At 75.1% G+C, this 13,661-nt stretch carries 14 protein-coding genes; 2 read left to right on the top strand and 12 right to left on the bottom strand.

Annotated elements, in window-relative coordinates; translation table 11 throughout:
- Positions 1-67: 67 nt before the first annotated feature.
- The 6 genes from KME75_RS20375 to rpe all read right to left on the bottom strand — a co-directional run bounded on the left by KME75_RS20375 (position 68) and on the right by rpe (position 4,846).
- Positions 68-1,099, bottom strand: a complete 1,032-nt coding sequence (locus KME75_RS20375) for a beta/alpha barrel domain-containing protein (RefSeq protein ID WP_219416451.1) — start codon at positions 1,097-1,099, stop codon at positions 68-70.
- Positions 1,100-1,184: 85 nt separating this feature from the next.
- Positions 1,185-1,631 carry a PH domain-containing protein gene (locus KME75_RS20370; protein ID WP_219416450.1) on the bottom strand — a complete coding sequence of 149 codons (447 nt, stop codon included), beginning with the start codon at positions 1,629-1,631 and terminating at the stop codon, positions 1,185-1,187.
- Positions 1,628-2,122 carry a 6,7-dimethyl-8-ribityllumazine synthase gene (gene ribH / locus KME75_RS20365; RefSeq protein ID WP_219416449.1) on the bottom strand — a complete coding sequence of 165 codons (495 nt, stop codon included), beginning with the start codon at positions 2,120-2,122 and terminating at the stop codon, positions 1,628-1,630. Before ribH ends, KME75_RS20370 begins: the two co-directional genes overlap by 4 nt.
- A 17-nt stretch (positions 2,123-2,139) precedes the next feature.
- Positions 2,140-3,438, bottom strand: a complete 1,299-nt coding sequence (locus KME75_RS20360) for a bifunctional 3,4-dihydroxy-2-butanone-4-phosphate synthase/GTP cyclohydrolase II (RefSeq protein ID WP_308282921.1) — start codon at positions 3,436-3,438, stop codon at positions 2,140-2,142.
- Between the two features lie 53 nt (positions 3,439-3,491).
- Positions 3,492-4,130: a riboflavin synthase gene (locus KME75_RS20355; RefSeq protein ID WP_219416448.1), complete on the bottom strand. Its 639-nt coding sequence runs from the start codon at positions 4,128-4,130 to the stop codon at positions 3,492-3,494.
- A gap of 29 nt (positions 4,131-4,159) precedes the next feature.
- Positions 4,160-4,846 carry a ribulose-phosphate 3-epimerase gene (gene rpe, locus KME75_RS20350; RefSeq protein ID WP_219416470.1) on the bottom strand — a complete coding sequence of 229 codons (687 nt, stop codon included), beginning with the start codon at positions 4,844-4,846 and terminating at the stop codon, positions 4,160-4,162.
- 138 nt (positions 4,847-4,984) lie between these two features.
- Here rpe and KME75_RS20345 point away from each other — a divergent pair, with 138 nt between their 5' ends.
- Positions 4,985-5,383 (top strand): DUF1801 domain-containing protein, encoded by a 399-nt coding sequence (locus KME75_RS20345; RefSeq protein ID WP_219416447.1) that lies wholly within the window; start codon positions 4,985-4,987, stop codon positions 5,381-5,383.
- 190 nt (positions 5,384-5,573) lie between these two features.
- Here the strand turns inward: KME75_RS20345 and KME75_RS20340 are convergent, their stop codons facing one another.
- The 5 genes from KME75_RS20340 to metK all read right to left on the bottom strand — a co-directional run bounded on the left by KME75_RS20340 (position 5,574) and on the right by metK (position 12,224).
- Positions 5,574-7,052, bottom strand: a complete 1,479-nt coding sequence (locus KME75_RS20340) for an RsmB/NOP family class I SAM-dependent RNA methyltransferase (RefSeq protein ID WP_219416446.1) — start codon at positions 7,050-7,052, stop codon at positions 5,574-5,576.
- Positions 7,053-7,134: 82 nt separating this feature from the next.
- On the bottom strand, positions 7,135-8,064 hold the full coding sequence (locus KME75_RS20335; protein ID WP_219416445.1) for a methionyl-tRNA formyltransferase: 930 nt from the start codon (positions 8,062-8,064) through the stop codon (positions 7,135-7,137).
- A gap of 4 nt (positions 8,065-8,068) precedes the next feature.
- Positions 8,069-8,617 (bottom strand): peptide deformylase, encoded by a 549-nt coding sequence (def, locus tag KME75_RS20330; RefSeq protein ID WP_219416444.1) that lies wholly within the window; start codon positions 8,615-8,617, stop codon positions 8,069-8,071.
- A 165-nt stretch (positions 8,618-8,782) separates the two neighbouring features.
- Complete coding sequence (locus KME75_RS20325) at positions 8,783-10,825, bottom strand: primosomal protein N' (RefSeq protein WP_308282919.1); 2,043 nt, start codon at positions 10,823-10,825, stop codon at positions 8,783-8,785.
- Between the two features lie 196 nt (positions 10,826-11,021).
- Positions 11,022-12,224: a methionine adenosyltransferase gene (gene metK, locus KME75_RS20320; protein WP_308282918.1), complete on the bottom strand. Its 1,203-nt coding sequence runs from the start codon at positions 12,222-12,224 to the stop codon at positions 11,022-11,024.
- 296 nt (positions 12,225-12,520) lie between these two features.
- Here metK and KME75_RS20315 point away from each other — a divergent pair, with 296 nt between their 5' ends.
- Positions 12,521-13,027, top strand: coding sequence for an SH3 domain-containing protein (locus tag KME75_RS20315; protein ID WP_219416443.1), 507 nt, complete (start codon positions 12,521-12,523; stop codon positions 13,025-13,027).
- A 169-nt stretch (positions 13,028-13,196) separates the two neighbouring features.
- Here the strand turns inward: KME75_RS20315 and KME75_RS20310 are convergent.
- Positions 13,197-13,661 (bottom strand): phosphopantothenoylcysteine decarboxylase domain-containing protein (locus KME75_RS20310; RefSeq protein WP_281424598.1); only part of this gene is annotated, 465 nt, incomplete at its 5' end.

Raw genomic sequence — 13,661 nt, 5'->3', positions numbered from 1 at the left:
CGCTATCACCTCGACTGTCGCATGCCGACCGTGCGATCGGCTGGGACGTATGGGTGAAGATCGTCGCTCAGCGCGACGAAGCGGAGTGGCCCGAAAGCGGCGTGTAGCGCCGAACGGCCTTCAGCACGCGCCGAACGCGCAGCGCGCGCAGCGGCGCGAGGGCGTACCCCGGATAGCTGGCGAGCCACGTGGCGCTGCCGAGGCTCACGGCGTCGGCGCCCGCCCAGAAGTACTCCCGGCAGTCGTCCGCGGTGCGGATCCCGCCGGTCGCGATGATCGGCAGGGTCACCCCCGCCTCGCGCAGCTCGCTCACCACGCGCAGCCCGATCGGCTTGATCGCCCGCCCGGACAGCCCCCCGTAGCGGTTGGCGAGCCACGGCGTGCCGGTGCGGGGGTCCAGCCGCAGCGCCTTCACCGTGTTGATCGCCGTCAGCGCCGACACCCCGGCCTTCGCGGCCTGTTGCGCGTTGCGGAGGTAGTCGTAGTCGGGCGAGAGCTTGAGGATCACCGGGTGGTTGCTGCGCGGCACGGCCTCGTCGAGCACGTCCTGCAGGATCGTCGAGAAGTCGAAGTTGACGTTGTGGCACGACACGTTGAACTCGACGGCCGCGATGTCCCCCGCCGGCACTGCGGCGTTCACGCGGTCCACCAGCGTCACGAACTCCTCGGCCGAGAAGCCGCCCAACGAGATGATCACGCGCTGGTCGCGGGTGCGCGGGTAGTAGTCGCGCAGGTAGGCGTCGATGCCGACGTTGCACCAGCCGAAGGCGTTGAGCCAGCCGCCGTCGGTGCCGCGCAGCACGGTGCCGTAGCGCTTGAGCAGGCCGGGGAGCTCGGCCAGGCTCCAGTCGTCGCGGGTGGTGAAGTGGCCCTCCCGCGGCTGCACCGTGAGCGTCCGCGTGGTCACGGCGCCGAACTCGGCCAGCGGAACGAACAGCGAGATCGGGCTCATCCCGTAGGGCACCAGTGCGGAGTTCGACACCCCGTAGCCCAGCAGGCTCGAGGAGGTCACCAGCCGGTTGCGGAGCACGATGTCGCCGAGACGCACACCCTCGTCACCGAGGTGGTCCCGACCGGCCTGATTGCGGGCGCGCAGCACGGCGTCGATGCTACGTGCGGATGCCCGCGCGGGTCGCGGGGTGTGGGCAGTACCGCGCCGCCGGCCCACGTCGGCGAACCGCGGGTCAGCGCCCGCGGGCCGCGGAGCGCAGCTCGCGCAGCCGCGTGATGCCGTCCACGGCGTGCGCGCCGTCGACCGCCTGGATCGCCATCACCGACAGGTACTCGTCGTCGGGCAGGTCCAGCCGCGCCCAGGACGCCCCGTCCGGGAACGCGATGCCCTCCACGTCGGCCCAGGCGAGCTGCCGCGTGACGAGGATGTTGCGCACCTCGACGCCCTCGGCGTCGGCCCGCACCCGCGGGCGGGCGAGCAGCAGCACGCCGCCCGCGATGAACAGCCCCATCAGCACCAGGGCAACCTGGTCGGCCGTCCGGAAGTACACCCCCGTCGGGGTGTTGCGCAGCAGGAGGGCGATCACCGTGAACAGCACCACGACCACCACGGCGCCCACCCACGAGGCGATCAGCACCTTCCGCGGGCGCACCACCACGGCCGTGTCGGCCCCGGTCACGACCCACCCCGCAGCTCGCCCCGTAGATCGCGCAGCACGAGGGCGGTCTGCAGCGCCGCCAGGCAGGCCTCCGCTCCCTTGTCCTCGGCGGAGCCGGGCGCGCCCGAGCGGTCCACGGCCTGGGCGAGCGTGTCGCAGGTCAGCACGCCGTTGCCCACCGGGGTGCGCTCGTCGAGAGCCACCCGGGTGAGGCCGGCCGTGACCGCGTCGCAGACGTACTCGAAGTGCGGGGTGCCGCCGCGGATCACGACCCCGAGGGCCACCACCGCGTCGTGCCGGGCGGCGAGCTCCTGGCACACCACCGGCAGCTCCACGGTGCCCGGCACCCGCACCACGGTGGGCCGCGGTACCCCGGCCTTCTCCGCCGTGGCGAGCGCGCGCTCCACCAGCGTGTCGACGATGTCGGCGTGCCACTGCGTGGCGGCCACCCCCAGCCGCAGGCCGGAGGCGTCCGGCAGCTCGTCCAGCCCCGGACGGCCTTCCCCGCTCATCTCGTACCTCTCGTCGTCTAGAGGCCGGTGCCGTCGGCCAGCGCCGAGCCCGCCGCCTCACCGAGGTCCGGCAGGTCGTGGCCCATGCGGTCGCGCTTCGTGCGCAGGTAGCGCAGATTCTCCCGGCTCGCCCGCACCGGCAGCGGAACGCGGCCGGTCACGGTCAGCCCGTAGCCCTCCAGCCCCGCGCGCTTGTCGGGGTTGTTGGTGAGCAGCCGCATCGACTTCACGCCCAGGTCGACGAGGATCTGGGCACCGATGCCGTAGTCGCGGGCGTCGGCGGGCAGGCCGAGCGCGAGGTTGGCGTCGACGGTGTCGGCGCCCGCCTCCTGCAGCTGGTAGGCCTGCAGCTTGTGCAGCAGGCCGATGCCGCGGCCCTCGTGCCCGCGCATGTAGAGCACCACGCCGCGGCCCTCCTCGGCCACCGCGCCCAGCGCGGCGTCGAGCTGGGGGCCGCAGTCGCAGCGCAGCGAGCCGAACACGTCGCCGGTGAGGCACTCGGAGTGCACCCGCACGAGCACGTCCTCGCCGCTCCCCTCGGGGGTGGCCACGTCGCCGCGAACCAGCGCGATGTGCTCGATGCCGTCCAGCAGCGAGTCGAAGCCGTACGCGATGAAGTCGCCGTGCGCGGTGGGGATGCGCGCCTGCGCCACCCGCACCACGTGCTTCTCGAAGCGGCGGCGGTAGGCGATGAGGTCGGCGATCGTGATGAGCGTGAGGTCGTGGTCCTCGGCGAACACGCGCAGCTCCTCACCGCGCGCCATCTCGCCGTCGGTCTTCTGCGACACGATCTCGCAGAGCGCCCCGGCCGCCGACAACCCGGCGAGGCGGGACAGGTCGACCGCGGCCTCGGTGTGCCCCGGCCTGCGCAGCACGCCGCCGTCGCGGGCCCGCAGCGGCAGCACGTGCCCCGGGCGCACGAGGTCGGCCGGACCGGCCGCGGGGTCGGCGAGCAGCCGGATCGTGTGCGCGCGGTCGGTGGCCGAGATGCCCGTGGTGATCCCGGCCTTCGCGTCGACGGTGACCGTGAACGCGGTGCGGAAGCTGTCGGCGTTGGTGTGGTGCATCGGCGGCAGGTCCAGCCGGTCGCACTCCGACTCGGTGAGCGCCACGCAGATGTAGCCGGAGGTGTAGCGCACCATGAACGACACGAGCTCCGGCGTCGCCATCTCGGCGGCGAAGATCAGGTCGCCCTCGTTCTCGCGGTCCTCGTCGTCGACCACGACCACGGCCTTGCCGGCCCGCAGGTCGGCCACCGCACGCTCGATCGCCTCGAACCCGCCGGGACGAAGGGGGGCAGCCGCCTTCAGCGGCACTGCCTGTCCGTCCACCGGACCACCGTTCACCGCGCCACCGTCCACGCCACCGTTCACCGGGCCTCCTCGCCGCTCGCACCGGGGCCGGCGCCTACGTAACCGGCAGCGAGCCGCTCCACGTACTTCGCGACGACGTCGACCTCCACGTTCACGGTATCTCCCGGTTCCCGGAAACCGAGTGTGGTGTGCGACAACGTCGTGGGGATCAGGGCCACGGTGAAGGTGTCGGTCGCCACCCCGGCGACGGTCAGCGACACGCCGTCCACCGCGATCGAGCCCTTCTCCACCACGTAGCGGGCCAGGTCGGGCGCGAGGCTGAACCGCAGCTCGTCACTGCGCTCCCCCGGCGTGCGCGACAGCAGCGTGGCCACGCCGTCGACGTGGCCCTGCACGATGTGCCCGCCGAGCCGCCCGCCCGCGGGCAGCGCGCGCTCCAGGTTCACCCGGGCGCCCACCGTGGCGGCCGAGAGGCTCGAGCGCTTGAGCGTCTCGGGAACGAGCTCCACGGTGAAGGTGCCGTCGGTGCTGCCGTCCGGGTCGATCACGGTGAGGCACACGCCGTTCACGGAGATCGAGTCGCCGTGGCGGGCGTCGGAGGTGACCGTGTGCCCGCGCACGGTGAACACCACCACCTCGGCGCTCTCCCGCACGGCCACGACCTCGCCGATCTCCTCGACGATTCCGGTGAACATCGCAGATCCCTTCCTGGCCCGAATGTTGGCTACGCCGACCAGCCGCGGTGCGCCGACGCGGCCACCACCTGCTCGCGCAACGCCTGCACGGCGCGCGCGGGGTCGTCGGCCCCGTACACGGCCGACCCGGCCACGAAGCAGTCCACTCCCGCCTCCGCGGCCGCCTCGATCGTGTCGGCGTTGATGCCGCCGTCGATCTCCACGAGCAGCCGCAGGTGACCGGTGTCCACCATTCGGCGCACCGCCCGCACCTTGTCGAGCACCTCGGGCATGAACGACTGCCCGCCGAAGCCGGGCTCGACGCTCATCACGAGCAGTGTGTCGTAGTGCCGCAGCGTCTCCAGGTGCGGGTCGAGCGGCGTGCCGGGCTTGATCGACAGCCCCGCGCGGGCGCCCGCGGCCCGCAGGTCCTTCGCCAGCGCCACCGGGTCGCGCGCGGCCTCCACGTGCACGGTGACGTTGTGCGCGCCCGCCTCGGCGTAGCCGACCGCCCACCGGTCCGGGTCCTCGATCATCAGATGACAGTCCAGCGGCACACCGGTGGCCTTGCGCAGCGACTCCACCACCGGCAGCCCGAGGGTGAGGTTGGGCACGAAGTGCGCGTCCATCACGTCGACGTGCAGCCAGTCCGCTCCCCGGCCGGGCTCGCCGGTCACCGCGGCGGCCTCGTCGGCCAGCCGCGCGAAGTCGGCCGCCAGGATGCTCGGGGCGATCATCGGATGCACGGCAGAAGGTTACGCTGCGGCGGTCCGTGACCGTGGCAGGCACCGGAGCGGGGTCGGTCACTCCCGGCGGCGGACCGCCGGCGGGGTGAGCCGGCCGGAACTGTCGGTGGGGTGCGGTGGAATGTCCCCATGACAGCACGCGCACACCCCGACGACGCCGACCAGCAGCTGCAGCGCCTGCTCGAGGGCGAGCCGCCGGCCGTGGCGCAGCTGGTCCGGCGGCTGCGGGAGGTGGTGCGCTCCGCCCACCCCGATCTGCGCGAGCGGGTCAACCTCGGGTGGCACGGGCTCGCCTTCCACCATCCGCGCGGCGGGTACGTGTGCGCCCTGTTCCCCCGCGACGGCGGAGTCAACGTCGGCTTCGAGCACGGGGCCGACCTGCCCGACCCGCACGGCAGGCTGCTCGGGAAGGGCAGGCGCACCCGCGACGTGCGCATCGAGGTCGGCAGCGGCCCCGAGGACGAGGAGGTGATGATCGACTACCTGGACATCGCGGTCGACATGGCCGTCGACCGGGCGACGGGCTGAGCGGCAGCTCACCGCGGGCCTCGGGCGAGATCGACGTGAGCGGAGTGACGGACCTCCCGGAGCCCGCTCACGTCCAGCTCAACCGGCCGGCAACCCGGGTGACCGGCCCCGGTCCGGCGTCCGGAGCCGCGCGCGACACTACGATCACCGGCGCACGACGGGTGTGCCCTGATCACGAGCGCCGCGCGGCTCAGGTCGCCCGGCGCAGCAGGGCGAGGAACATCGCGTCGGTGCCGTGCCGGTGCGGCCACAGCTGCACGGCGGTGCCGTCGGCGAGGTGCGGCACGCCGGGGAGGTACTCCCGGGCGTCGAGCCGCTCCACGCCCGGGTGCCGTCGGACCACTCCGGCCACGACGCCCACGGTCTCCGACAGGTGCGGCGAACACGTCACGTAGGCCACGACGCCGCCCGGGCGCACGTGCCGCAGCGCCGCGGTCAGCAGCTCGCGCTGGAGCTTTGCCAGGCCCGAGACGTCCTCCGGGCGCCGCCGCCAGCGGGCCTCCGGCCGCCGCCGCAGTGCCCCGAGCCCGGTGCAGGGTGCGTCGACCAGCACGCGGTCGAAGGCGCCGTCGGGCAGCGGGGCGGACCGCCCGTCGGCGGTGTGCACGGTCACCGGGAGCTCCTCGGTGGCCCGGCGCACCAGTTCGGCGCGGTGCTCGCTCTGCTCCACCGCGTCGAGGGTGCCGCCGTCGAGGGCCACCAGCCCACCGAGCAGCGCGGCCTTGCCGCCCGGGCCGGCGCACAGGTCGAGCCAGTGGCCCGTGTCGGCGTCGAGCAGCCCCGCGCGGGCGCAGGCGAGCGCCACGAGCTGGCTGCCCTCGTCCTGCACCACCGCGAGGCCCTCGGCCACCGCGTCGAGCTCGCCGACGTCGCCGCTGCCGGGCTCCAGGTGCACCCCGTAGGGCGAGTACGGGGCCTCCTCGCCGCCGGTGGCCAGCGCCAGCTCGGCCGCGGTGATCTCCCCGGGGCGGGCCAGCAGATGCACGGTGGGGCGCGTGTCGTCGGCGGCGAGGGCGGCGTCCAGCTCGGAGCGCTCCTCCTCGCCGGAGGCCTCGAGGGCCGCCGGACCCAGTGCGTCGGCGAACGCCTGGGCGATCCAGCGCGGGTGGGAGTGCGCAAAGGCGGCGTGGCCCACCGGGTCGTCGGCGGCGGGCGGCGCGAGCCTGGCCACCCAGTCCTGCTCGGTCCGCTCGCCGACCTTGCGCAGGATCGCGTTGACGAACCCGCCCGCCCGGCTGCCCGACGCGGCGCGCGCCAGCTCCACCGCGGTGTCCACGGCGGCGTGCGCCGGGATGCGGGTGCGCAGCAGCTGGTAGGCGCCGAGCCGGAGCACGTCGAGCAGCGCGAGTTCCACCTTCGCCAGAGGACGGTCGGTGCACTCGCCGATCACGGCGTCGAGCAGGCCCTGGGCCCGGAGGGTGCCGTAGCCGAGCTCCGTGGCGAGCGCGGCGTCGCGGTCGCGCAGCCGGTACTTGCGCAGGATCGCGGGGAGGGCGAGGTTGGCGTAGGCGTCGCGCACCCGTACGGAGGTGAGCAGGTCGAGCGCGGCCTGCCGGGCCGGGTCCACCTCGGGCGGCCGGGCCGGCCCGGTGCGCCCCCGCGGCGGCCCGCTCCCGGGCTTGCCGGGGGCGGCCCCGCGCCGCCGAGGCCGCCGCCCCGGCGCGCTCACCGGGCACCCCTGCACATCGGAGCCGTACTGCTGATCCTCGCGCCCCTGGGCAGCATCTCGGAGCCGTACTGCACAGCGACGATCACGTCAGCAGCTCCCCTGCCTCGATGCGGACGCCGCGCGCCCAGTCAGGCGCGGGCATGGCCCGCTTGCCGACCGGGCGCACCTCGCCCAGCTGCACCGGCGCCGCCGCCGTGCCGACGAGCACGCGGCGCTTCTCCACGTGCAGCTCCCCCGGCTTCAGCGCCGGCGGGTCGGCCGGGGCCGTGACCGGGCCGAGGCCGAGCCGCTCGCCCCGGAAGGTGGTCCAGGCGCCGGGTTCCGGCGTGACGGAGCGGACGAGCCGGTCCACGGCCACCGGCGGCGCACTCCAGTCCACGCGCGCGTCGCCGGGGGTCACCTTGGGCGCGTGCGAGATCCCGTCGGCGGGCTGCGGCCGGGCCACGAGGGTGCCGTCGGCGATGCCGTCGAGGGTGGCCACCAGCAGTGCGGCGCCGGACACGGCGAGCCTGCCGAGCAGGTCGCCGGACGTGTCGTGCGCGCGGATCGCCTCGGTGACCACGCCGTAGGTCGGCCCGGTGTCCAGGCCCTCCTCGAGCCGAAACGTGGTGGCGCCGGTGATCTCGTCGCCGTGGCGCACGGCGGCCTGCACCGGGGCGGCGCCGCGCCAGGCCGGCAGGAGCGAGAAATGCAGGTTGACCCAACCGTGCGCCGGGACGTCGAGCGCCGCTCGCGGCACGAGCGCGCCGTAGGCCACCACCGGGCAGCAGTCCGGGCCGATCTCCGCCAGCTCGGCGAGGAACGCCGGGTCCGACGGCCGGCGCGGGGTGAGCACGGGGACGCCCGCGTCGTCGGCGAGCGCGCCCACGGTCGACCGTACGAGTCTGCGGCCCCGCCCGGCCGGCGCATCCGGCCGGGTGACGACGGCGGCCACCTCGTGGCGCGGCGACTCCAGCAGCGCCCGCAGGGAGGGCACCGCCGGCTCGGGGGTGCCGGCGAAGACCAGCTTCACGCGGCTACCTGACCTTCCCGAACAGCGGATGCGGGCTGACCTTGACCTGCGGCGGCGGGGTGCCGAACCACTCCGCGGCGCGGATCTCGGCCATCGCCTGCCGGCGGGTCTCCGGGTCGAGGCGGTCGACGAACAGCACGCCGTCGAGGTGGTCGGTCTCGTGCTGGACGCACCGGGCGAGCATCTCGCTGCCCTCGATCGTCACCGGTTCCCCGTGCATCGTCCAGCCGCGGGCGACGACGTGCAGGTGTCGCTTGCAGTCCCAGCGCAGCCCCGGGATCGACAGGCAGCCCTCCGGGCCGATCTGCTCCTCCTCGCCCACCGCCTCGAAGGTCGGGTTGATCAGGTGCCCGGCGAACCCGTCGCAGTCGTAGGTGAAGACGCGCAGGCCGACCCCGATCTGCGGCGCGGCGAGGCCGGCGCCGCCCTCGTCGTGCATCGTGTCGGTGAGGTCGGCCACCAGCTTGCGCAGCTCCGCGTCGAAGGTGGTGACCTCCACGGCGGGCGTGCGCAGCACCGGGTCGCCGAAGAGCCGGACGGGCTGGACGGACACGGATCTCCTTCGCGCGGGGACGGGGTCGGGGAGCAGACGCCAGCCGACGATTCTGCCACGCCGCGCCCCCGCGGCCGACCGACGGTGCACACCCCGGGGGCACCGTGCACACCTCGGGACATGTGCACGGTGCCCGAGAGATGTGCACGGTGCGGCGGCGCCGGCTCAGCCGATCTCCACCGGGTCCAGGCGCACGCGCACCGGGTCGGGGACCTTGCGTGCGGTGCGGGTGGCCTGTGCGGCGTGCAGGGCGGCGGCCATCGCCCGGCCGTCGGTGCGCGGTACCCGCAGCAGGGCCCGCTCCCGCACCTCCGCCGCGCCCGCGCCGGGCCCGTCGACCGGGTCGAGCTCGACCGGGCCCAGCACCTCGACGGTCTCCGGGAGCTCGCCGAGCACGTCGGCCACCGCGCCCGGGGCGCCTTCGACCGTGGCCATGCGCATCGCGGGCGGGAAGCCGACCTCCGCGCGGGAGGCGTACTCCGCCGCCGCGTGGCCCACCGGGTCCCAGCGGACCAGCGCCTGGACGACGGGCAGCGCGGCGTCCGCGATGACGACCACGCGCCCGCCCCGGGTGTGCGGCACCACCAGCGCGGCGGCGGCGAGCCAGCGGCGCAGCGTCTCCTCGGCCACGCGCAGGTCGGGCCGCGACAGCAGTGCCCACCCGTCCAGCAGCAGCGCGGCGCCGTATCCCTCCGACGCCCGCGGCTCGGCACCCGGGGTGGCCACCACCAGCTCCGGCGCCGCCCCGACCTCGGCGAGCACGCTCGTCCCGCCCCCGGACGAGCGGACGGTCACGCCGGGGAACGCGCGGCCGAGCTCCTCGGCGGTGCGCCCCGCCCCGACGACGCCCGCGCGCAGCCGCCGCGAGCCGCACGCGGGGCAGCGGAACGCGCTCTCGGCCCGGCCGCACCACCGGCAGTGCGGCAGCGCGGCCTGCTCGTCGGACCGGCCTGCGCCGCGGCGGCCGGACAGGCCGAGCGGGCCCGCGCAGTGCCGGCAGCGGGCGGTCTCGCGGCAGCTCCCGCAGGCCAGCCACGGCAGGTAGCCCGACCGGGGCACCTGCACCAGCGCCGGACGGCCCGCGGCGAGGGCGGCCCGCACGGCCTCGAACGCGACGTGGGGCAGTCGCGCGGCGCGCGCGCTCGGGTCGCGGACCAGTTGGGCGTCGGTCTCCCCGACCGCGGTGACCCGGGGCATCTGCGCCCGGACCGTGGCCCGGTCCGGGCCGACCTCGCGGGCCCAGCCCGACTCCACCAGCAGGTGCGCCTCCGCGGTGCGGGCGTGCCCGCCGACGAGCAGGGCGGCGCCTGCGGCGTGCGCGCGCAGCACGAGCACGTCGCGGACGTGCGGGTACGGCGCGCGCGGCTCGGCGTGCAGGTCGTCGCCGTCGTCCCACACGGCGAGCAGTCCGAGCCGGTCGACGGGTGCGAACGTCGCCGACCGGGTGCCGACGACGACGCGGATCTGCCCGCGCCGCACCGCGAGCCATCGCCGGTAGCGCTCGGCCGGGCCCAGCTCGGCGGTGAGGGCGACGACGGCGGACGCGCCGAGCCGGTCCGCGCACGCGGCGTGGAGGGCGTCGACGTCGCGCTGGTCGGGCACCACGAGCACGGCGCCGCGGTCGGCGGCGACGGTGGCCGCGGCCGCCTCCGCGAGGCGCTCGGGCCAGGCCTCCCCCGGCAGCGCCTGCCAGACCGCATGCGCGGCGCGCCCGGCGGTGAGCGCGTCGAGGAAGGCCTGCCCACGGCCGTACCGGGCCCAGCCCGCGCCGTCGGTGCCGGACGGTTCCACCGGGGTGGGGGCGGGGCGTTCGGGTGGCGCCTCGGCCTCGACGCGGGCGTGCCGAGGTGGCACGGTGAGGCGGAGCACGTCGGCGAGCACGCCGGCGTAGCGGTCGGCCACGGCCCGGCACAGCGCCGCGACCTCCGCCGTGAGCACCGGCTCCGGGGAGATCACCTTCTCGACCCAGGCGAGCCTTCCGGTGTGCCCGGACTCCGCCACCCGCTCCAGGAGGAACCCGTCGACCAGCCGCCCGGCGAACCGCACCCGCAGCCGCACCCCGGGCACGGCGGCGGCGTCGAGGTGCTCGGGCACGCGGTAGTCGAACGGGCGGTCCAGGTGCGCGAGCGGCACGTCGACCGCGACACGCGCGACGGGCAGGTCCGGGGCGGAACGCCACTCCCCCCGGTTTCGCCCCGCTCCCGCCACATCCACTCCTCGTCGCCGCCCGCCGCCCCGGCCGAGCCGATCATCCCCGCACGCGGCGGCCGCCACGGGTCGGGCGCCGCTCACGCACCCCGTGTCGGCTCACGCACCCCGTCGACGGGGTGCATCCGCCGAATCGGGGGGCGTGCGCCGGATCGGGGGGCGTGCGCCGGATCGGGGTGCGTGACGCGGGCGTGCCTCAGCCGCCGACGAGCGACTTCAGCACGTCGGCGCGCGAGGTGCTCTCCCACGGCAGGTCGACGTCGGTGCGGCCGAAGTGCCCGTAGGCCGCGGTCTGCGCGTAGATCGGCCGGAGCAGGTCCAGGTCGCGGATGATCGCGGCCGGCCGCAGGTCGAACACCTCGGTGATCGCGTTCTGGATCTTCACCGGGTCGACGTGCTCGGTGCCGAAGGTCTCGATGAACAGGCCCACCGGGGCCGCCTTGCCGATCGCGTAGGCCACCTGCACCTCGATGCGCTCGGCCAGTCCCGCCGCGACGACGTTCTTGGCCACCCAGCGCATCGCATAGGCCGCGGACCGGTCGACCTTCGACGGGTCCTTCCCGGAGAACGCGCCGCCGCCATGGCGGGCGAAGCCGCCGTAGGTGTCGACGATGATCTTGCGGCCGGTGAGCCCCGCGTCGCCCATCGGGCCGCCCACGACGAACCGCCCGGTCGGGTTCACCAGCAGCCGCACGTCCGACACGTCGAGCCCGAGGTTCTCGATCTCCGGGCCCACCACCTGCTGGCGGATGTCGGGGGCGAGCATGCCGTCGAGGTCGATGTCGGCGGCATGCTGGCTCGAGACGACCACGGTGTCGAGGCGGACGGCCTTGTCGCCGTCGTACTCGATGGTGACCTGCGTCTTGCCGTCCGGGCGCAGGTAGGGCAGCACGCCCGACTTGCGCACCGCCGTCAGCCGCCGCGCCAGCCGGTGCGCCAGCGCGATCGGCAGCGGGAGCAGCTCCGGGGTGTCGGTGTTGGCGTAGCCGAACATCAGGCCCTGGTCGCCCGCGCCCTGCCGGGCGATCTCGTCCTCGATGCTCTCGACGCGGCTCTCGTAGGCCGTGTCGACGCCCTGGGCGATGTCGGGCGACTGCGACCCGATCGCCACGTTCACGCCGCAGGACGCGCCGTCGAAGCCCTTGGCCGACGAGTCGTAGCCGATCTCGAGCACCGTGTCGCGCACGAGCGTGGGGATGTCGGCGTAGGCGGTGGTCGTGACCTCGCCCGCCACGTGGACCTGGCCGGTGGTCACCAGGGTCTCCACCGCGACCCGGCTACGCGCGTCCTGCGCGAGCAGTGCGTCCAGCACGGTGTCGCTGATCGCGTCACACATCTTGTCGGGATGACCCTCGGTCACCGACTCGCTGGTGAACAACCGTCGGCCTGCGTTCGCCACGCGGTACTCCGTCCGTTCTCGCCCGATCGCCGACGCGACCGCGCTCTACAGATCTCCGACCGGCGAGCCTAACGCGCCCCCGGATCCGCTCCACCACCAGGCAGTGCTCCACGGCCGGGGCGGGTTCCACCACCGGTGGAAGCAGCCCGAGGTGCGTCCGTGACCGTGCGTCACCTCCCCGGTGACCTGCGGCCGGTTCGTCAACCCTTCCGGTGATGTCACGGCTGGTAGCGAATCGGTAACGGAGACGCTCGTTGGTTCCGATGAAGTCCCACTCCCACGGAGGATCGCTCACGATGAAGGCTCCCACCACGATTCTGGGCCGCCCCGGCCGCGCTGCCGCCACGCTCGGCGCAGTGGTCGCGGTCAGCGCAGCAGGCGCCATGGCGCTCGTCGCCGGCACCGCCGCGGCCGACGAGCCCGGCCGGTGCACCGACAACGTCAACGTCCGGGCCGAGCCGGACATCACCTCGCAGATCGTCGCGCTCTGCGAGGCGGGCACGGAGGTGCAGACCGGCGAGATCCGCGACGGGTTCATCCAGCTGACCGACCTCGGCGGCTGGGCCCACCGTGACTACATCGCCATCGACGGCCCCGTCGCGCCCGCGCAGGACGCGCCGGCGCCGGACGACGGCGAGCAGGGCGGATCCGAGGGCAGCGGGTTCGCGGGCGACAACCTGCAGCCCACCCCGGGACCGGAGTCGAGCAGCGGCGACTTCGGCGACGGCGATTTCAGTGACTACGGGCAGCCCCAGCCCGCGCCCGAGCCCGAGCCCAGTCCGCTCGGCGGCCTGCTCGGCTGACGGACTCCCCGCGGGGCGCCCGCGGCTCCCCGAGGCCGCGGGCGCCCCGCGGGACATCCCCGCCGTCGCGCCGGCCGCGTCGGCGACGGCACAGCAGAAGAGCCACTCCCCCGCGTGCGGACCTGCGGGCGAGCGGCTCTTCTGTGTTGCCGGAGGAGTTGCCGGAGGACTACAGGCGGGTCGCCACCGCGTCCCACACGTGCGAGGCGAGCAGCGCCTTGGACCCGGACGTGAGCTCCACCTCGCCGCCGTCGGCGGCCAGCAGCCAGCCCGAGTTGTCCGGCACCTCGAACGCCCGGCCGTCGCCGACCGCGTTGACGACCAGCAGGTCGCACCCCTTGCGGGCCAGCTTCGCCCGCCCGTGGTGCAGCACGTCACCGGTGTCGTCGCCGGTCTCGGCGGCGAACCCGACCACGATCTGGCCGGGTTCGCGGGCCGCCACCAGCTCCGCGAGGATGTCGGGGTTCGTGGCCAACCGCAGCGGCTTCGGTTCGGCCGACCTCTTCTTGATCTTGTGTTCGGCCGCCGCCACCGGCCGGAAGTCGGCCACGGCGGCGGCCATCACCACCGCGTCGGCCCCCTTCGCCGCCCCCCGCATCGCCTCGCGCAGCTCGGCGGCCGGGCCCGCGCGCAC

Source organism: Pseudonocardia nigra, assembly GCF_019396355.1.
Taxonomy (GTDB): domain Bacteria; phylum Actinomycetota; class Actinomycetes; order Mycobacteriales; family Pseudonocardiaceae; genus Pseudonocardia; species Pseudonocardia nigra.
Note: the sequence above shows the minus strand (reverse complement) of the source record. Positions and strands in the feature narration are given on the sequence as shown.